The following is a 19,674-nucleotide window of genomic DNA, read 5'->3' on the forward strand; positions in this document are numbered from 1 at the left end:
ATGTGTCGCCGGGATGAGGCTTATCAGAAGGAGCAGACTACTGCACGGATGGCTGACAGTCTTCATGCTGGCGGTGTTCACCCTGAGCGCTGCCGGCTGCGCAAATGAACAGCAGGCCTCCGGGGAAGCAGGTACGCCGCCGCAGGGAGATGTGACGCTTGTGGTGGGTGCGTATAGCGTGGTGAAGGATGCCATGGGCGAGATTCTCCCCTTGTTCGCGAAGCAATGGCAGGCGGATACCGGCCAAAAAATCGTATTCCAGCAGTCCTATGAGGCCTCTGGAACCCAGGCGCGGGCGATTGCCGGCGGCTTCGAGGCGGATGTCACTCTGCTGGCGATGGAAGGCGATGTGGAGAAGCTGGTCAAGGCAGGACTGGTGGAGAAGAGCTGGAAGAATCACGGCGAGGCGGGTATGGTGACGCGGTCAGTAGTGGCCTTGGGAACGCGGGAAGGCAATCCGAAGGGCATTCATGATTTTGCGGATCTGGCGAAGCCGGGTGTGAAGGTGCTCTACCCTAACCCTAAGACCTCCGGGGGGGCCCAGTGGGATATCAACGCGATCTACGGGGCGGGTCTGAAGCGTTCTGAGGAGCAGGAAGGGGCGAAGGACCCTGCTGCTGCCAAGGCCTTCCTGGAGAGCATACACCGAAACGTCGAATCTCTGGATAAAAGCGGGCGGGCTTCCATGGCTGCCTTCGAGTACGGGGTCGGCGATGTGATCGTGACCTATGAGAATGAGCTGCTGGCGCGGATTGCCGAGGGGGTCAAGTATGAGGTGATCCTCCCCCGGAATACGATGCTGATCGAGAATCCCGCTGCGGTGGTGGATAAATATGTGGATGAGCGCGGCACCCGCAAGGCCGCAGAGGCGCTGGTGGATTATCTGACTACGCCGGAGGCGCAGGAGATTTTCGCCAAATTCGGCTTCCGTCCCGTGAACCAGCAGGTCTATGCCGAGCATGAGAGCCAGTATCCGGTTCCTGCCGGGCTGTTCGACATCAGCTACCTTGGCGGCTGGGAAGAGGTCCGTACGACGTTATACTCCAAGCGGGGCATATGGTACCAGGTACTGGCCGGAATCTAGGCGGGTAAGAACGAGGTAGGTCTGGCGGAGGGTTGATGAAGCGTACTGCGATTGGACGGTACCTGTTGGGTGTGAGGTGTGCATGAAGAAGAGAGCTGTTCTGCGGCCGGGTCAGGCTGAGGGGCGGCTCTTTGTTTGAAATATAAGAATTTATATGTTTCACATGATAAATTATCCTTCTATTTCTCGCTGAAACGGTACCGTCCTTTAAAGGACGGCTAAGCCGTTTCCACTTGTATCGGGCTAAGGTGCAAAGGACCGGCTGCTGTTCTATAATGAACTGACGGATACACGCTGAAAAATAGACGATGATGGAGGGCAGGCATATGGATACATTAGTGTTCCTTGGAACAGGGGATGCCATGGGGGTACCCCGGGTCTACTGCGATTGTGAGACCTGCACGGAAGCAAGGACAACCGGGCGCAATAGCCGCCTGCGTTCTTCTGTGCTTATAGATAACGGAGCCGGATTCCTGGCGATTGACTGCGGACCGGACTGGCGGCGTCAGATGGAGCTGCTGGGACACCGCCGCATGGAACGTCTGCTGGTGACGCATGCGCATTTCGACCATATCGGCGGCCTGCCTGAATGGGCGGACAGCTGCCGCTGGATGGGCTTCAGGGGAGAGCTGTACGCTCCGGCCGAGGTCATTCCCGTCATTGAACGGCAATACCCGTGGCTCAGCGGGCATATCGACCTGATTCCCTGCGATGACGGCGTTACGCTGGACGGCTGGCAGATTACTACGTGGCGGGTTAACCATGGCAAGAATGGTTATTCCTACGCCTACAGGCTGGAGAAGGAGGGCTATGTCTGGATATACTGCCCGGACTCCATCTCCCTCACCCCGGAGGAGACGAAGTCTATGCACGGAGCGGATCTGCTGGTGCTGGGAACCAGCTTTTATTACGAAGCCGCAGCATTGTCCACCCGCTCTGTGTATGATATGACCGAAGCCGCCGATCTGCTGGAGACCGTTCAGCCGCGCCGTGCGGTCTACACGCATATGTCGCATGACATCAATCTGGAGAAGGATTATATTCTGCCGGAGAAGGTGACCCTTGCGGTTACGGGGATGAAGATTCCGCTGCACCCGGAGGAGTCCTGAACCCCAGGATCAGAGGGAGTGCTCTACTCCAGGGATTTTTGACAGGATAGCAGGATTCTCCCGTATTCACTCCAGTCAGCCCCGAGACCGATTAAGGAATCCATCTGCCGCCGCTGGGTTCCTTGCTTTGTGGTATAGTAAACTGAATGCATGAGCTAGAAGGTAATTAAATACAATGCAGGATGTTGAATTCCAATGGGAGCTGATGATGTGAAGAAGAAAGGTGCTTTTGCGAGACTGGGTACATACATGCTTAGACACAAGCTAATCTATGCTGTACTGCTGCTGGTCACCGTATTAAGTATTATGCTGGATCTTACGATGGCCTGGTTTCTGGCCCGGATTACGGATGCGGCCGTGCGCTTGGATGTGGAGGCGTTCAAGGGGCTTGCCTGGTTTGGAGTGTTATTCCTGATTGTCGCTGGCCTCAATACCTTCCTTAATGAATTTCTCAAAACCAATATCTCGGCCAAAATCAGAAATGAGCTGCGTCAGGATATGATGAGTCATACGCTGGCCTTGCCGCAGTCTTACTTCGACCGTAATCATTCGGGGGATTTGCTGTCCCGGTTCACGAATGACAATCAGTCGGTCGGCGAAGCCTGCGGGCGGGTGATGATGGATCTGATGCGCAACCCGCTGCTGGCGGTAGCCTCCTTCGCCTATCTGCTCTATATTAACTGGGTGCTTGCGCTGATCTGCCTGTCTATAGGCCCGCTGTTGTTCCTGACCGGCAAAGTCTTCGGCAATGCGATGCGTGTCAACAGTGTGCGGGTGCAGGAGAGCATGAGCAGAACGACATCTTTTCTGAATGATATCCTGGGCAGCAGCATGGTGTTCAAAGCCTTCTCGATAGAGCGCAGGCTGCAGAAGCAATACATAGATTACAGTGAGAGCATCGCCTCTGGGGAGAGGAAGAAGGCCGGTATCGAGGGTGCAACGGGAGCCATTTCTTCTCTGCTTGGTAACCTCACCTTCCTCCTGGCCCTGGTCATTGCCGGCTGGTTCGTGGCTAACGGAAGGCTTGAGGTCGGGGCAATGATCGCCTTTATTCAATTGATGAATTATCTGGTAGGGCCGTTCTCGGTGCTGCCGGGCCTGGTGGCTTCCATGCAGCAGTCGCTGGGTGCGGCTGAACGGATTTTTGAAGTGATGGATGCTCCCGCAGAGGTTGAGGTGCTGCCTGAGGTGCAGGCGGTGCCGCCGGAGTTCGGGGTGCTTCAGCTCACGAATCTGGCCTTTGGATACCCGGATAGTGAGAAGCGGAGTCTTAACCAGATTAGTCTGGAGCTGACGCGCGGACAACAAATGGCTGTGGTCGGCCCGAGCGGCGGCGGTAAATCGACGTTGTTCAAGCTGCTGCTCGGGTTCTATACACCGGATGCTGGTGAGGTCTCCATTAATGGCAGTCCGATTACCGGAATGCGGCTGGAACAGCTAAGAAGTTATTTCGCCTATGTCCCCCAGGAGTCGGGCCTGTATACGGGGAGCATCCGTGACAATATCGAGAGCGGTAAGCCCGGTGCGGCCGACGAAGAGATTATGGAGGCGCTGCGGCAGGCGAACGCTTATGAATTCGTTATGGAGCTGCCGGAGGGTATACACACGGATATTGGCGAGCATGGCTCGAGATTGTCGGGAGGGCAGAGACAGCGCCTGTCCATTGCCAGAGCGATGCTTAAGAATGCGCCGATTCTGCTGCTGGATGAAGCTACGGCTGCACTCGACAACGAGTCGGAGAAAATGGTCCAGCAGGCCATCCGCAAACTGATGAAGGACAAAACAACGCTTGTTATCGCCCACCGCCTCTCAACCATCCAGAATGCCGATATTATTCTGGTGATGGAGAACGGGGAGATTGTGGAGCGGGGCAGTCATGAGGAGCTGCTTGCTGCAAGAGGGCGGTACTCCGAGCTGTATAATACTCAATTGGAGCAGGAGTCTGCGGAGGAGCAAGGGACTTCCGGTAGTACGGAGAGCCGCGGCAGCGACGGAACGGAGTCTGTCAATCAGAAGGCTTCGGTAGCCGGAGCCGTGTAATCGGAGCGGTGTAATTCACAGCGTTGCACGAAAAAAATAAAGGGTGGCGTGCCGCCGGGTTCAATGAATGAACCTGCGGCACGCCACCCTTTTTATGGAAATACGGGGATTGTAGGTTGGGGTCCGGTTGGCTTACGCCTCTTGAACTGCCCCCAGAATGAACTTATCAATCGCGTACTTCACACCGTCTTCATTATTGCTGAGGGTCACGAAGTCAGCGATCTCCTTGAGCGCAGGGATGGCATTCGCCATCGCTACACCGAGTCCGGCAGCTTCCAGCATCTCATGATCGTTCCAGGAATCGCCTACAGCGATGGTCTCGGACAGGTCACAGCCAAAGTGCGCGGCCAGGAATTCCAGCGCCAGACCCTTGGTGCCCTCGTGGTGCATGATCTCCAGGAAATGCGGTTTGGACTTCGTGATATGAACCGAATCGCCCAGGAGGCTGCGCAGGATCGGGGACAGCTCATCCAGGAAGGCCGGATCGTCGATGATCAGCATTTTTGGAGTTTTTTGCGGGACGAGCTTCTCTTCCCAGTCCGGTTCAATGTAGTACTGCGTACCGTTCAGGGTGGAATAATCAATCAGCTTCTGGTTCTCTTCCCGGGCATACAGCTTGTCGTCGATGTAAGTCTGCAGGTGAAGATCATGCTCCACACAATACTGGAACAGCTTGCGTACCGCCTCCTGCGGCACATAACGCTCATAGAGGACTTCTTCATCGAGCAGGTTCTTCACCAGCGCGCCCTGATAGGTGATAATCGGCACGTTGAGTCCGGTCTGGCGGGCAATCGCCTGGGCGGAAGCATAAGCACGTCCTGTAGCGAGTGTTACTACAACGCCTGCGGCTACAGCCTGCTCCAGCGCGGTTTGTGTGGCCGGGGTCACTTCCTTATCGTCATTAATCAGGGTATCGTCGATGTCGATGGCAATCAATTTGTACATTTGGGTTCTCTCCTAAAAGTATGTTGTAGTCCGGCTATCCGCTGCATTTCCCCGCATACCGCCGCCAGTTGCAGACTTAGACCGGCGATTCGTGTGCGATGCACAGGTCATCCATTACAGGGCCAGTTGAGTTGTCCAAATTGTATCCTAAATCAGGGGACAGGACAAGCCGAAACTGCGCCGCCTGCTTGGATGGACGGACGGGAATGACCCGGGTACCAATTATAGTCTGGACAAAAAAGGAAAGCCTTGGTATACTTCGATAACCGCACACACGTTCTCATTTCAGGCATCTCAGAATCATTATACTCTTATATGAAGGAGCGGATTCACCATGATGGGCAAATCCCATTTAGTTATCAGCACCGGGGTTACCTTGTCCGCCATGAGCCTGCTGGGACTGGAAATCACCCTCCCGGCCGTCGCCGTTGCCGTGGTCAGCTCCCTGCTGCCCGACATCGACGAGCCGAATTCCCTGCTGGTACGCAAGGCAGTGCCCGAGTTCCTGCTGCGTATCCTGCAGGTAGCTTTGATCGGCGCCGGCATCTATCTTTATTTTGCCGGGATTGCCGAGCCGCCTTGGAACATAGCGCTGGCTCTGCTCGTGGGCAGTGTATCCTTCCTGCCCAGCCGCAGGCTGCGGCATCTGGTGATGCTGCTGATTGCGCTGGCCTTGTTTGCTTTTGCCGATGCCTATGATCCCTGGAACTATATCGCCGCCTGTGTGCTGGTCGTAGCATCGGTAGTTCCGCACCGCGGGATCACGCATACGCTGTATGCCGTTGCCGGATGGGGGGCGCTGCTCTACTTCGTCTCACCGGGCATGAATGACGGCGGCAGCCTCTGGATTGCCGGGAGTATGTCCTACGGCTTGCATTTGCTCGCCGATTCCCTGACCCAGCGCGGGATCACTCCGCTGCCACCGATCCCGCTGAAGCTGCGGCTGAGGCTGATGAGTACCGGTACGAAGAAGGGCAACGCAGTGGAGAAGGTATGCGTGATGCTTACGCTGGCGCTCGTTGTCTATGTGTTTGTGCTTACGCCATCTTTGGGATGACGTCTGATAACGAACGGGTCAGGTAACGAACGGGTCAGGCCAGGACGCGGTGAGGACCGGAGATAGCAGTTGGATTTCGTACACTTGCTGATGAATGAATGCTTCCTGCTGCAACAGCAGGTGGATAAACAGCACTTACAACCTCTCGATTCACCCTAAGTAGCAAAAAGGAGCAATTATAGATGCTGTTTATCCACTTGCTTCCCTGGATTCCTCAGAAACGGGCGATTTAAGATACGTTTATCCACTTGCTTGTTAAGGGGAGCGACACAGAGCCTGATACAATACCGGCAAGCGTGTACGGCAAAGCCCTCCGGTGCGGAGATCATCCGCGCGGGAGGGCTTTGGCTTGTAATGCCTTCTATTTATTCCTCAAGTTTATTCCTCAAGAAATACCAGACCGATGAAGTCCTCCGGCTCAATGCGGCCGAAGTAATGCTTCAGATCGAGATCCGCGAGCGCCTGCCGTACCTCGGCTTCCTCATAACGTTTGCCGCGCAGCGCGTCTTCCACATCAGCTACATCGCCCACGCCGAAGAAGTCTCCGTAGATTTTGATCTCGCGAATGACAGAATCCTCAATATCCATGCGGATATCGACCAGCCCTGCCGGGAATTTGCGGGTATGCTTCACATTGCTTTTTGGCGAGAGGCCGTAGTTCCAGTCCCAGTTCTGGTAATGCTCCTTGGAGATTTCGTTGATCCGCACCCAGTCGTCCGTGGTCAGCTTGTACTGCGGAACCTCGGCGGCCTCCATCCCGAAGATGGAACGCAGCAGGCCTTCGCGGAACTGTTCAATCGTAAGATCCGGGTTGCCCAGGAGCTCCTTGATATTGGCGACACGGCTGCGTACGGACTTGGTGCTCTTCGATTTGAACTTCTCGGGATTCACATTCAGTGAAGCCTGGACATCATCCAGGTTAAGGTCAAACATTAAGGTGCCGTGGCTGAACATGCGTCCGCGCGTGGAGAACTGGGCGTTGCCGGAGATTTTTTGCTCCCCGACCTGAAGATCATTCCGTCCGCTCAGCTCGGCATTCACCCCCATGGATTGCAGGTAGTCGATCACCGGCTGGGTGAATTTGAGGAAGTTATGGAAAGACTGTCCGTCGTCTTTGGTAATGAAGCTGAAGTTGAGATTGCCCAGATCATGATACACCGCGCCGCCGCCGGACAACCGCCGTACGACCTGGATATTATGCTCCTTCACATACTCCTGGTTGATCTCTTCGATGGTATTCTGGTGTTTGCCGATAATGATCGAGGGGCTGTTGATATAAAAGAGCAGGTAGCTCTCGTCCATCGGCAGGTTTTTGAGGGCAAACTCCTCAATGGCCAGATTGATGGATGCGTCTGTAATTCCGGTATTATCAATAAAAAGCATTTGTGATTCCTCCGCTTGACCATAGTAAACTGCTGTACTTATTATAACCAAAAGAGAGATTTCCACAAAATCGAAAGTTTAACTTATCCCGGGGGAGCTGTGCAAGGCCGCCAGTCCCTCCTCCACTGAGGCTGCCAGCGGACTTCTGTCCGGCAGAATCAGCTTCGCCTGTTAGTTCTCCGGGAGATGATGAGTGCTCGGAACCATGCCGGATGCACTAATGCGTTACTGTGAGCGCATTGACGTATTTCCCGCTGCGGGCTGATAATTGGGAGAAGGGTTACTGAAGTAAGGATGAAGCCCAAAGGGAGTGTATCTATGCTTGAGAAATATGGCCATGGCGGTGATCTGCTGACAGCGGCTGAGCTATACGGGGAGAAGGGCGGCGGCTTCCTGGATTTCAGCGCCAATATTAACCCGCTGGGGCCGCCGCCGGGAGTGCTGGCGCTGCTGCGGGAAGCTGTACCTGCGATTACAGCTTATCCCGATCCGGGTCACCGGAGGCTCAAGGCGCTGCTGGCCGAGAGCCTGGGGGTGGGCACAGACTGGATTACCGTTGCCAATGGAGCTGCCGAGTCGATGGCTCTGCTCCTGCTGGCGGCTGCGCCGCGCCGGGTAGGCATCGTCGAGCCGTGCTTCTCCGAGTACCGCCAGCTCGCGGAGCAGTTCGGCGCGGAGGTGCTGTCCGTTCAGGGGGCCAGCGGCAGGGAGTACCGGGCTGACGTCGACCGGATCTCCGGCCTGCTGGAGCAGGTCGATCTGCTGTTCCTCGGCCAGCCGAACAATCCGAACGGCGTCCAGTATCCGCTGGACGAGCTGCGGCTGCTGGCCCGCAAGGCAGAGGCCTGCGGGACGATTCTTGCCGTGGATGAAGCGTTCATCGACTTCATCCCGGAGACGGACCGGCAATCCCTGCTGCCGGAGCTGGGGGCTTACCGTCATACGGTGCTGGTGCGCTCGATGACGAAGTTCTTTGCCATTCCGGGGCTGCGGCTGGGCTTCACCGCCGCGCACCCGGAGCTTGCCGCGGCGATGACCGGCAAGCAGGTGACCTGGAGCGTGAACGGCCTGGCGCTGCTGGCCGGGGAAGCCTGCCTGCAGAGCGGCGACGGCTACGGGCAGGAGACGCGCGCGCTGATCGCAGCAGAGCGGCAGCGGCTGCGCCAAGGTCTGCTGGAGCTCGGCTGCGAAGTGCCGCCGGGCGAAGCGAACTTCCTGCTGCTGCGGCTGCCCGCTCCGTGGAGCGCGCAGGAGATGCAGCAGCGCCTTGGCGCGGGCGGGATTCTCGTCCGCAGCTGCGCCATGTACCCGGGCCTTGAGCCGGGGCATATCCGCGTCGCGGTGAAGGGCCGGGCGGACAATGCCCGGCTGCTGCGGGAGCTGGGGGCGTTGCTGCAGGCGGGAGTGTGAAGAGGACAACACCTTTGTATGTGACGCCAACAGAAACGGCTGCTCTATCCTATGAAATTCCCTCTGGTAGAGATGGAGGGTTCTTCGGCTGACATCCGCCCTGTCGGAAATATCTTGTATCGTAATTTGAGCGAATTCTTTTTCGATCTGGGACTTGTGTATTTTCCGATCCACCTTACGACTTGATAATCACCAGCTTCGCTAATGAGAAATGCACAATTCCGGCGAATGTGTGAACTAATGTACGGAATCAGACTTTTAAGCAGTATCCAATACAATTTTTTGTTAAAAAATTCAAAAAACAAGTTAGTATATAATCATAAAGTGGATATGAATCACTGTGTGGAAGGAGTGGATGCAAAGTGGAAGAAGTCAAGGTGAATTTGCCCTTTAAGCTTGAAGACGGGGAGACGGCATACAGGAGCAAGGTGTGGCCCGGGCTAACGCTGGACTGGCGCGAAGGCCATCTGCTGCTGGAATTCCCGGCTGAGGCGGAGAGTATATCGAGCGCGGTGTATGGCGGAGGCACAGGACGCCTGAAGCGGGCGGTGAATCAATATGTCACCCGGGACTATGAATGCAGCAATCCGGTACGTGATATGGAAAATAAGCTGCGCGAGTGGGGGTATCCGCTAGAAGGCTGCGCTGGACTGATGACGGCCGTTCCGCTGGAACATGCCGCAGTTGCTGAAGAGGATACCGGATCAGCGGGGATATTCTGCTGCGTGACAGCCGCTGCCGGCAATGCCGCCCGGGCCGGGTCGCAGCGCAGTGTACTGGCGGTGTACCGCCCGGGTACGATTAATATCATGCTCGGCATTGACGGATGGCTGTCGCCGTCGGCCATGGTCAACGCCGTGATGACAGCTACGGAAGCGAAGGCTGCGGCGCTGGCCGATCTCGGAATCGCGGATTCCGAGAATGGGCTGATCGCAACCGGAACCACTACGGATGCCATTGTGCTTGCAGTGAGCGGAAGCCGCCGCTATGCTGCGGAGCATGTATATGCTGGAACCGCTACCGACCTCGGCGGAGCTATCGGCAGACTGGTGTATGGCGCGGTGACGGAGAGCCTGCGTTCGGTGAAGGCAGCGGAAATTCTGCGGAGGGAACAAGAGGAGGCGCCGCAGGCTGCACAAGCGGTAGTGGCGGAACAGGCGGGACAAATGAGGCCAACGGTGCATACGGTGCAAACACCACGGTCGGTGCAGAGGGAGCAAGCACAGTTATCTGGGCAGCATCAGAATGGCGGCCGGGAATGACAGGCATGGACTGCCAAACCCAGCAGTGGGGTGAGTGGAAGTGAGGCTTGCCTTAATCCTACTAGCTGCTTATGTTGTGGACCGGATCGTTGGCGATCCGCGCAAGCTTCCCCATCCTGTTGTCTACATGGGGAAGGCTATTACTGCGATAGAGCGGTTTATCCGCCGCTTCGCCTCGGGGCCTCGTGCCCTTAAGCGGGCTGGCCTGCTGCTTCCGTTGCTGGTGGCGGGCGGCGCATGGGTGCTGACTACGCTGCTTGTCATTCTGCTCTCCCGCCTATCTCCCTGGCTGGCTGGTGTTGCCGAAGTCTGGCTAATCTCCACGACGATCGCCTCCAAAGGCCTGAAGGACGCAGGGATGGCAGTGTATGCCGAGCTGCGCCAAGGCGATATCCCCGCGGCCCGCAGGGCGCTGGGGATGATCGTCGGCCGGGATACAGCCCACCTGGAGAGCCCGGAGATTGTCCGCGGCACGGTGGAGACAGTGGCGGAGAATATCGTGGATGCGATACTCTCGCCGCTGTTCTTCGCCCTGCTGGGCGGGGCACCGCTGGCGATGGCTTACCGTGCGGTGAATACGCTGGATTCCATGGTAGGTTACAAGAACGATAAATACCGCGACCTCGGCTGGGCGTCTGCCCGGCTGGACGACATTGCTAACTACATACCGGCGCGAATTACCGCGCTATTGCTAACCTTATGTGCTGCGCTCTTGCATCTGGACTGGCGTAGATGCTGGCGCACCGTGCGGCGGGATGCCCGTCTTCACCCCAGCCCGAACAGCGGCTACCCTGAATCGGCGGTCGCCGGAGCGCTGGGCATCCGCCTGGGCGGCGAGAATGTGTACCATGGCATAACCTCTTTCCGTGCTTACATGGGCGATCCGCTGCGGACGACGGAGCCGGAGGATATTATAGCAACTTCGCGGCTGATGATGCTGTCTTCCGCCATATTTGTCTGTTTATGTGCAGCCGCCGCCATGCTGTGGCATGGGATTGGAGGCTGATCATGGTGCAGATGGACAAGGATAGGGATAAGGGTAAGAGTAAGGGAGGGCACTTGAAGGAGTTGCACCCGGCAGAACACGGTGCCCCAAGTGATCTGGCACATGAGATTGAGCTGGAACTGGTCCTGATCCGCCACGGGCACACCCAGTGGAATGCTGAACGCCGCTATCTGGGCCAAACGGATCTGCCGCTGCTCCCGGATGCGCATCAGCAGTTGTCCGCACTGAGGAGCCAGCCGATACTAAGCAGAGAGTTCAGCCGCGTCTATTGCAGTGACTTGCGCAGATGCAAGGAGACGCTGGCAGACATGGCTCCGCATCTGGAGCGGCAGGCGATCTTTGACCCGCGGCTGCGGGAGGCAGATTTCGGCGCTTGGGAAGGCTGCACGTATGAGCAACTGAAGGATAACAGGCATTACCGCAGCTGGATCGACGATCCCGGGTCGGTAACCCCGCCGGACGGTGAGCCGTGGGAGGAATTTGCAGCCCGTGTAGACAACTTCTGGTCTCAGCTCCAGCGGGAAGCAGAAGCAGGATTATGGTCAGGAGTAGGAGTAAGTACGGGAGCAGGTGGAAGTGCAGAAGCAGGGGCTGATATAGGGGCAGGGGCAAGTGAAGAAGCAGGAGCTGATGCAGGTACAGGAGTAGGAGCAATTACAGGTGCGGGAGAAAGAACAGGAGCAGGTGAAGACTCTAATGCAGGGAAAGATGCAGGAGCAAATTCAGGAGCTAGTGCAGAAGCTGCAGTAGATACGGGAGTAGGAGCAAGTGCAAAAGTAGAAGCAGGAGCTGATGTAGGAGCTGATGTAGGAGCACTAACAGGATCAGGAGCGGTGCTGGTACATGAGGCTTCTGTAAGGCCGGAAGAACATATTACGAGTGGATGTACTCCAGAGACCACAGCAATGAAGCCAGGGTCAACGCAGGTTCCTAAGGTTTATCGTGTGCTGCTGGTAACGCATGGCGGCGTAATCCGGCAACTGCTGGCACGGATCGTCGAAGGCATGACGTTCTATGCCGCAGCGGCCCCGGATCCGGGTGAGGTTATGGTAATGAATCTTCGCTGTCAGGCGGGAGTTTGGCGTATGATACCATGCGAAATCTAGCGGCCGGGAACAGCAGGGTGAAGCAGGAAATAGCAGGGGATAGCAGGGAATAGCAGAGAGTAGCAGGGTATATAGCCCGGATTAGCAGGGGGAACAGGGAATTACCAATTGGCCGTGTAGCTACTTTTAAGGATTTGAGAATAACAAGGTAGCCATATTGCCGGGAACAGTCCGGTATAGCTGAGAGTAATTTGAAAAAGCAGAAGGTGATTGCACTATGTGCAACAGAATGAGGGGGGAAAGGTCCAAAAACACATTCTATTGTATTTCCTGCAGCAGAATATCGGAAATGGGCCCGATTAGGGTGGAAATCCAAAATTCTAATGTACATAGTGCAACAGAACACAGAAAAGGATAAGTTCTCCCCACTTCTACTGTACAAAATACAACAGATTACCCAAGGTGAATCTTGAACGGGCACATCAGCCCTGACAGTTCCGTTAGCACTGATCAGGTACGTTGATTCACACCCGGAAGTCCCCAGTCACACCGCTTACCCATCCATAGAACCACGGCCGGAAGAAAATCCCGGGGCGGTGGTTCTTTTTTTACGGCCGCGTCTGTGCCATGATAGCTGTGGGGGCGATCACAGGATGTTCAAGGATTTCAAGCTCATTGCCGGACGTCCGGTATATATCCAGGTGAAGGATTATATGAAGCATCTCATTATCAAAAGCGCACTCCAGGGCGGCCAGAAGCTCCCTTCGACACGCGAGCTCAGCACCTTGCTGAAGGTCAGCCGCAACTCGGTAATTTCGGCCTACGAGGGTCTTGAAGACGATGGTTTCGCCTACACGGTGCAGGGCCAGGGCAGTTATGTCTCACAAGGCGCAGCGGCGCAGAGCGGCCCGGAGGCTGCCTCCTGGACTCTGGACTGGACAGAGCGGCTCAGCAGCCAGGCGCTGCTCGCGGAGGAGCTGGACATTATGAAGCGGGGGATACGCGCGGAGAAAGGAACGATTTCTTTTACCAGCATCGCCCCGGATGAGCGCCTCTTCGAGCTGGATCAGGTCCGGAGAGCTTTTCTGGAACGTATGTCCGTAGAGGGCAACGTTCTGCTGAATTATGGATATGCAAAAGGCTATAAGCCATTAATAGACTATCTTAAGCAATATATGGAGCACAAGGGCGTGGATCTGCGCGGGAAGGATCTGCTGATTACTAACGGGTTCACGGAGGGTTTTGACTTGGTGTTGTCGGCTCTTGGCAAGCGGCATGGCGCTGTGGTCTGCGAGAATCCGACCCATCATACGGCGATCAAGAATCTGAAGCTGCACGGCTTCGGCATTCACGGGGTAACGATGGAACGGGACGGCATCCACCTGGGAGAGCTGAAGCGGGCGCTGGAGGAGCGGGAATTCGACTGTGCTTATCTGGTTCCCTCCTACCATAATCCCACCGGCATCGTCATGTCTCCCGAGAAAAGACAAGGACTAATGGAGCTGATGCAGCACTATAACGTGCCGGTGATTGAGGACGGGTTCAACGAGGAGCTGCGTTATTCAGGTGCCCATGTGGCTCCGCTCATTGCGGCGGCAGGCGGCGGGAACGGCGTAGTCTACCTCGGCAGCTTCTCCAAGGTCCTGTTCCCCGGGCTGCGGGTGGGCTGGGTGCTGGCGGATCAGGAGCTGATCTATTATCTCGAAAGCGTCAAGCGGGCACGCACCATTCATACCTCGACGCTCGACCAGTCTATTCTGTACCAATACCTGCTGGGCGGCAATCTGGAGAAGTATCTGAAGAAGGCCCGGCTGGAGTATAAACGCAAATACGAGCTGACCTTGGCCTGCTGCACCGAGCATATTCCATATGCCTCCTTGTCGGGGGACGGGGGGCTGCATCTGTTTGTAACGTTCGCTGAAGGCTTCAGGACAAGGGAGTTGCTGGCGGCGTGCCATGCGCAGGGGGTTATTTTTACAGCGGGAGACATCTTCTTCACAGACGGTACAGGGCAGAACACGCTGCGGCTGGGATTCTCCAGAGTGGCGGATGAGGATATACGCAGAGGGATTGAGATTATCGGCAGGACAGCACGGCAACTAATGAGAGGATGAGGTGCGGATATGATCAGAGTAGGTGTCATTATGGGCGGCGTATCGTCTGAATATGAGGTGTCGATGAAGACCGGCAGGGAGATGCTGAAGGCGCTGGACCCGGCAAAATACATCGGGATTCCTGTACCCATCACCACGCGTAAAGAGCTGCTGGAAGGCGTAAAAGGGCTGGACTTCGCTCTGCTCGCCCTGCATGGAGCCTACGGAGAAGATGGCACCGTACAAGGTACGCTGGAAACACTCGGCATTCCGTATTCCGGGAGCGGGGTGCTCTCCAGCAGCTTGTGTATGGATAAAAGTCTGGCGAAGACGGTGATCCGCAGCCACGGGATTCCCACCCCTGACTGGCTGTGCTGGGACAGTATGAAGGAATACGAACCGCAAGCCGTGGAACGGCTCGGTTATCCGGTGATGGTCAAGCCGAATTCGGGCGGCTCAAGCATCGGCATGACCAAGGTGAATCATCCGCAGGAGCTGCCGGGGGCGGTGGAGAAGGCTTTTGCTTGTGCCGAAGAGGGCCCGGTGCTGATCGAACGTTATATCACAGGGCAGGAGATTACCTGCTCGATTCTGGGGGGAGAGATGCTGCCGGTAATCGGGATTCAGTCCTTGGGTGCTGACTGGTTCGATTATAGCGCCAAATACGAGCAGGGCGGAGCAGAGGAGCGGATCATCCAGCTGCCGGATGCCCTGGACGAACGGGTGCGGACGGCGGCGTTAACCTGCTACCGGGCGCTCAAATGCGCCGTGTATGCCAGAGTGGATATGCTGCTGAAGGACGGCATTCCGTACGTGCTGGAGGTGAATACACTGCCCGGGATGACCGCAACCAGCCTGCTGCCCCAGAGCGCTCAAGCGGCTGGTATTTCCTTCAGTAGCCTGCTGGATAAAATAATAACCGGGTCGCTGCAGGAGCGCGGAGGGGCGGGGCTGGAACCGGAACCGTTGCAGGGAAAGTCGGCGGATTCACCGGATAACGATTTGCCGCAATATGCTGAAGCAGGGGGTGTCAGACGATGAGGAAGAGTCAATCTGCACTGCTGAACGGCAGCAGCTCCTTGTATGAGGAGTTCGTTACTCCCCGCTTAAGGGAGATTCCGCCTTCGGGCATCCGGGCTTTTTTTGATATGGCTGCGGGTAACAACGATGTTATATCACTTGGGGTCGGCGAGCCCGACTTCGCTACTCCTGAGCAGGTAAGGGCTGCCTGTATCCGCGCGCTGGACCGTGGAGAGACAACGTATACCCCGAACAGCGGGATGCCGGAGCTTCGGGAAGAGGTTTCCGGCTATCTGCGGACCAGCTTCGGACTGAGCTATGAGCCAGCGGACGAGATACTGGTTACGGTAGGCAGCAGTGAAGCGGTGGATCTGGCATTGCGTGCGTTCATTGCTCCCGGGGATGAGATCCTCATTCCTTCTCCGGGCTATGTCGCTTATGCGCCTATCGCCTATCTGAACGGCGGGACGCTGGCTACGGTGGAGACGAAGGTGGAGGAGGGCTTCAAGCTTACAGCCGAAGCGCTGCGGCAGGCGGTTACGCCGCGGACGAAGCTGCTGATGGTGAATTTTCCAAGCAATCCTACGGGGGCGGTCATGACTTACGAGGATTGGCTGCCGGTCGCTGAAGTGGTGAAGGAGCACGGGCTGATCGTAATTTCGGATGAGATCTATGCCGAGCTGACCTATGGCGGAAGACATGTAAGTATCGCCTCCCTTCCCGGCATGAAGGAGCGGACGGTGGTGATCAGCGGGTTCTCGAAGGCTTTTGCCATGACGGGCTGGCGGGTGGGGTATGCCTGCGGGAACCGCGAACTTCTCGGAGCCATGCTGAAAATCCATCAATACACCGCCATGTGCGCACCTGTGCTGGGTCAGATTGCCGCTACGGAATCGCTGCGCACGGCGCTGCCGGATAAAGACCGGATGAAGGAGTGCTTCAGAGAACGCCGGTCGCTGCTGGTGGAGGGTCTGCGGTCCGCCGGACTGTCCTGCCATATGCCGGAGGGAGCCTTCTACGCCTTCGCTTCCATCGCCCGCACGGGTATGGGATCAGAGGAGTTCGCCTTGAAGCTGCTGAAGGAGGCTGGCGTTGCAGTGGTTCCGGGCCATGTGTTCGGAGCTGGTGGAGAAGGATATATCCGCTGCTCCTATGCCGCTTCTACGGCGAAGCTGACCGAAGCGCTGGAGCGGCTGGAAGGCTTCATGAAAGTGGACACCCGGAAGGGAAAAATCTAATTGTAAGATTATTTTATATCACCTATAATCCTTAAAGGAAGAAATAGGGATAAGATAGAGTAGATTGGCTTGCAGCCAGTTCAGCGGAGGCCCCCTTCTTCGAAGTTGGGGGGCTTTTTATGTTTTTAAGCTGAAGAGAGTTGTGGGACCGGATGGGTTTTGTGAAATATCAAGGACGGCGTAGCCGTTCAACTTGCAGGGGAATCACTCCTGCATGATCTGACAGGAGGCAATATCATGATCGCAGCCATTCAAGAAGTAACCGGACGAATCACCCCGCCTGACGAACAAGCCGCACTGCGCGCGGTACTCCGCCTGAACAGCCTGACCAAGCCGCCCGGCAGTCTCGGGCGGCTGGAGGAGCTGGCTGTCCGGCTGGCCGGAATCTCCAGAGATGAGCAGCCCAGTTACGGCAAACGTATGGTAGTCGTTATGGCTGCGGACCATGGGGTCTGCAGTGAAGGCGTCAGCGCCTTCCCGCAGGAGGTCACCATACAGATGGCGTATAACTTCCTGAACGGCGGGGCTGCGGTGAACGTGCTGGCCCGCCAGGGCGGCGCAGAGGTGCGGTTCGTGGACATCGGGATCAACGGGGACATAGCACACCCGCAGCTTATTGACCGCAAGGTGCGCCGGGGTACGGATAACATGGCAGCAGGTCCGGCCATGAGCCGGGAGGAGGCCTTGCGCGCGGTTCTGGTTGGGATTCAGGTGGCCCAGGAGGCGGTGAAGGATGGCGCAGAGCTTCTGATTACCGGTGAGATGGGAATCGGCAATACAACAGCCAGTGCTGCGGTATTATGTGCACTGGAAGGGATTCCGGCAGAGGCGGCAGCCGGACGCGGCACAGGCATCGGCGATGAGCGGCTGCAGCACAAGGTCGCGGTGATCGAACGCGCCCTGGAGGTGAATGCCCCGAATCCGGCAGACCCCATAGATGTGCTCTCCAAGGTCGGCGGGCTTGAGATAGCCGGCTTGGCCGGTCTGATTCTCGGGGCGGCCGCGCTGCGGATTCCGGTCATTCTGGACGGGTTCATTTCCGGGGCCGCAGCCTTGGTGGCCAAGGCATTGGCGCCGGAATCCACGGCTTACATGTTCGCTTCCCATGTCTCGGGCGAGCAGGGCCATAAGCTGATGCTGGACCGTCTCGGCCTTGCGGCCCTGCTGGATCTCGGGCTGCGCCTGGGTGAAGGCACGGGCGGCGCTCTGTGTCTGCACTTCATTGATGCGGTCAGCCGGATTATGCGGGAGATGGCCACCTTCGAGAGTGCGGGAGTCTCCGGCTCGGAGAGCGTATGAGTATCCTTGTAACCGGCGGGGCACGCAGCGGCAAAAGCGGCTTCGCCGAGCGCCTGACCCGGAAGCTGGCTGTTTCGCAGCAGGCGGTCTACGTGGCGACCGGTCAAGCGTTCGATGAGGAGATGGAGGCGCGAATTGCCCTGCACCGGCAGCAGCGGCTGGAGGACGGCTTCCGGTGGGAGACCCTGGAGGAGCCGCTTGCACTTACGGCGCTGCTGGAGCGGCTCTCCGGCAGCGGGCAGACCGTGCTGGTGGATTGTCTGACGCTTTGGCTGTCGAATCAACTGCTGGCCGTGGAGGAACGGAGTGACAGGCAACCATGGATAGAGTCTGAGATTACCGCCCTGGAGCAGGGGGTCGCCAGCTTCCAGGGGACGCTTATTCTCGTTACTAATGAAGTAGGCGACGGCATTGTGCCGGAATATGCACTTGGACGGCTGTACCGTGATTTAGCCGGGCGGATGAACGCCCGTTTAGCTGCCCGCTGTGAACAGGTATTCCTGGTTACGGCCGGGATACCGGTTGAGCTAAGAAGCCGGGAGTATCTTCTGTGAGTGCGAGGGGAAATGCCGCTGCCGCCTTTCAGTTCCTGACACGGTTCCCGGTCAGGTACAGCCCGGACTTCTCACCCGGGCTGCTGCGGGCAAGCGTGGTCTATTATCCGCTTGTCGGTGCGGCAATCGGACTCAGCACCGCGCTTGGCGCCGCAGCGGCAGCCTGGCTGCTGCCGGCCTGGCCCGCCGCTGTAATCACCCTCATCCTGTGGGTGGGTCTGACCGGCGGGCTGCATCTTGATGGCTGGATGGACAGCGCCGATGCACTGCTGAGCTACCGCTCCCGGGAGCGGATGCTGGAGATTATGAAGGACAGCCGCGTAGGCGCTATGGGCGTGCTGGCCTGCGTGCTGCTCCTGCTGCTGAAGGCCTCGCTGCTGGCGGCATTTATCGGGGGCGGCAGCTTCAGCCTGCTGCCGCTGCTCCTGCTGCCGCCGGTCTGGGGCCGCTGGTACATGGTGCGGGCCATGGCCCGCTATCCGCTGGCCCGCGGCAATGAGGGGCTGGCCGCCACCTTCGGCGGGCTGCCTGCCCGGCTGGAGCGGCGCGCGCTTTTAAGCGCCGCGCTGCTTACGCTGGCCGCAGCCGCAGCGCCTCTGGCGCTCGGCGCGGGCAGCGGGGCCTGGCCGCTGCTTGCGGCGGCGGCCATCCTGGCGCCGGTGGCTGCGGCTGCCTGCGGCAGGCTTGCAGCACGGCGGGTCAGCAGCCGGCTCGGCGGGCTCACCGGCGACGTCTACGGCGCGCTGTGTGAGCTGCTGGAGACGGTGGTTCTGCTTGTGCTGGTGCTGGTGCAGCACAACCTGCTGTAGCAGGCCGCATCCGGCCTGCACTCAAGGCGCGCATAGCGCTCGAATCGTTCGGCGTTCGCCGCCCTGCACTCAAGGCCGCGCAGCGCTCTAATCGTTCGGCGTTCGCCGACCAGCATCAAACCCGCGCCGTAGCGCTCAATAGGACTGCACCGCCGTCAACTCCGGCCGCAGCAAGAAAGCGAGGAAGATGAACATGGAAGACACATCCGCAGGTAAGACCGCAGCCCAGGCAGGAGCGGGAGAAGCAGCGGAGGCGAATTTCGAGACTATTGCTCCATCGGCCCGTCAAGCTACAGTCCCATCTGCCAGTCAAGCAAAA

At 57.6% G+C, this 19,674-nt stretch carries 16 protein-coding genes; 14 read left to right on the forward strand and 2 right to left on the reverse strand.

Features of this window, described 5'->3' with window-relative positions; all coding sequences use genetic code 11:
* Positions 1-13 precede the first annotated feature (13 nt).
* The 3 genes from KDC22_RS06190 to KDC22_RS06200 all read left to right on the forward strand — a co-directional run bounded on the left by KDC22_RS06190 (position 14) and on the right by KDC22_RS06200 (position 4,233).
* Positions 14-1,084: a sulfate ABC transporter substrate-binding protein gene (locus KDC22_RS06190; RefSeq protein ID WP_173139810.1), complete on the forward strand. Its 1,071-nt coding sequence runs from the start codon at positions 14-16 to the stop codon at positions 1,082-1,084.
* Positions 1,085-1,410: 326 nt separating this feature from the next.
* Complete coding sequence (locus KDC22_RS06195; RefSeq protein WP_173139808.1) at positions 1,411-2,193, forward strand: MBL fold metallo-hydrolase; 783 nt, start codon at positions 1,411-1,413, stop codon at positions 2,191-2,193.
* Positions 2,194-2,403: 210 nt separating this feature from the next.
* On the forward strand, positions 2,404-4,233 hold the full coding sequence (locus KDC22_RS06200) for an ABC transporter ATP-binding protein (protein WP_211722414.1): 1,830 nt from the start codon (positions 2,404-2,406) through the stop codon (positions 4,231-4,233).
* A 132-nt stretch (positions 4,234-4,365) separates the two neighbouring features.
* On the opposite strand, the gene KDC22_RS06205 is transcribed toward KDC22_RS06200, so the two are convergent.
* Positions 4,366-5,178 (reverse strand): Cof-type HAD-IIB family hydrolase, encoded by an 813-nt coding sequence (locus tag KDC22_RS06205; protein ID WP_211722415.1) that lies wholly within the window; start codon positions 5,176-5,178, stop codon positions 4,366-4,368.
* A gap of 334 nt (positions 5,179-5,512) precedes the next feature.
* Between KDC22_RS06205 and KDC22_RS06210 the strand changes: the two genes are divergently transcribed.
* Complete coding sequence (locus KDC22_RS06210) at positions 5,513-6,235, forward strand: metal-dependent hydrolase (protein WP_173139801.1); 723 nt, start codon at positions 5,513-5,515, stop codon at positions 6,233-6,235.
* Between the two features lie 378 nt (positions 6,236-6,613).
* Here KDC22_RS06210 and lplA read toward each other — a convergent pair whose 3' ends face one another.
* Positions 6,614-7,618, reverse strand: coding sequence for a lipoate--protein ligase (gene lplA / locus KDC22_RS06215; protein WP_211722416.1), 1,005 nt, complete (start codon positions 7,616-7,618; stop codon positions 6,614-6,616).
* 318 nt (positions 7,619-7,936) lie between these two features.
* Between lplA and cobD the strand changes: the two genes are divergently transcribed.
* The 10 genes from cobD (at position 7,937) to cobS (ending at position 19,355) form a co-directional block, all read left to right on the forward strand.
* On the forward strand, positions 7,937-9,028 hold the full coding sequence (gene cobD / locus KDC22_RS06220) for a threonine-phosphate decarboxylase CobD (protein WP_211722417.1): 1,092 nt from the start codon (positions 7,937-7,939) through the stop codon (positions 9,026-9,028).
* A gap of 362 nt (positions 9,029-9,390) precedes the next feature.
* Complete coding sequence (locus KDC22_RS06225; RefSeq protein WP_246553322.1) at positions 9,391-10,290, forward strand: adenosylcobinamide amidohydrolase; 900 nt, start codon at positions 9,391-9,393, stop codon at positions 10,288-10,290.
* Positions 10,291-10,330: 40 nt separating this feature from the next.
* The gene (gene cbiB, locus KDC22_RS06230) at positions 10,331-11,296 is read left to right on the forward strand and encodes an adenosylcobinamide-phosphate synthase CbiB (RefSeq protein WP_211722418.1); all 966 of its coding nucleotides are present in this window, start codon (positions 10,331-10,333) and stop codon (positions 11,294-11,296) included.
* 53 nt (positions 11,297-11,349) lie between these two features.
* Complete coding sequence (locus KDC22_RS06235) at positions 11,350-12,402, forward strand: histidine phosphatase family protein (protein WP_211722419.1); 1,053 nt, start codon at positions 11,350-11,352, stop codon at positions 12,400-12,402.
* A gap of 593 nt (positions 12,403-12,995) precedes the next feature.
* Complete coding sequence (locus KDC22_RS06240; protein WP_211722420.1) at positions 12,996-14,456, forward strand: aminotransferase-like domain-containing protein; 1,461 nt, start codon at positions 12,996-12,998, stop codon at positions 14,454-14,456.
* Positions 14,457-14,465: 9 nt separating this feature from the next.
* Complete coding sequence (locus KDC22_RS06245; RefSeq protein WP_281424966.1) at positions 14,466-15,476, forward strand: D-alanine--D-alanine ligase; 1,011 nt, start codon at positions 14,466-14,468, stop codon at positions 15,474-15,476.
* Positions 15,473-16,693 carry a pyridoxal phosphate-dependent aminotransferase gene (locus KDC22_RS06250; protein ID WP_211722421.1) on the forward strand — a complete coding sequence of 407 codons (1,221 nt, stop codon included), beginning with the start codon at positions 15,473-15,475 and terminating at the stop codon, positions 16,691-16,693. Before KDC22_RS06245 ends, KDC22_RS06250 begins: the two co-directional genes overlap by 4 nt.
* A 237-nt stretch (positions 16,694-16,930) precedes the next feature.
* The gene (gene cobT, locus KDC22_RS06255; protein WP_211722422.1) at positions 16,931-17,992 is read left to right on the forward strand and encodes a nicotinate-nucleotide--dimethylbenzimidazole phosphoribosyltransferase; all 1,062 of its coding nucleotides are present in this window, start codon (positions 16,931-16,933) and stop codon (positions 17,990-17,992) included.
* Positions 17,989-18,546 carry a bifunctional adenosylcobinamide kinase/adenosylcobinamide-phosphate guanylyltransferase gene (gene cobU, locus KDC22_RS06260; protein WP_211722423.1) on the forward strand — a complete coding sequence of 186 codons (558 nt, stop codon included), beginning with the start codon at positions 17,989-17,991 and terminating at the stop codon, positions 18,544-18,546. Before cobT ends, cobU begins: the two co-directional genes overlap by 4 nt.
* Positions 18,543-19,355, forward strand: a complete 813-nt coding sequence (gene cobS / locus KDC22_RS06265; RefSeq protein ID WP_173130274.1) for an adenosylcobinamide-GDP ribazoletransferase — start codon at positions 18,543-18,545, stop codon at positions 19,353-19,355. Before cobU ends, cobS begins: the two co-directional genes overlap by 4 nt.
* Positions 19,356-19,674 lie beyond the last annotated feature (319 nt).

Source organism: Paenibacillus tritici (genome assembly GCF_018207515.1).
GTDB lineage: Bacteria > Bacillota > Bacilli > Paenibacillales > Paenibacillaceae > Paenibacillus_AQ > Paenibacillus_AQ tritici.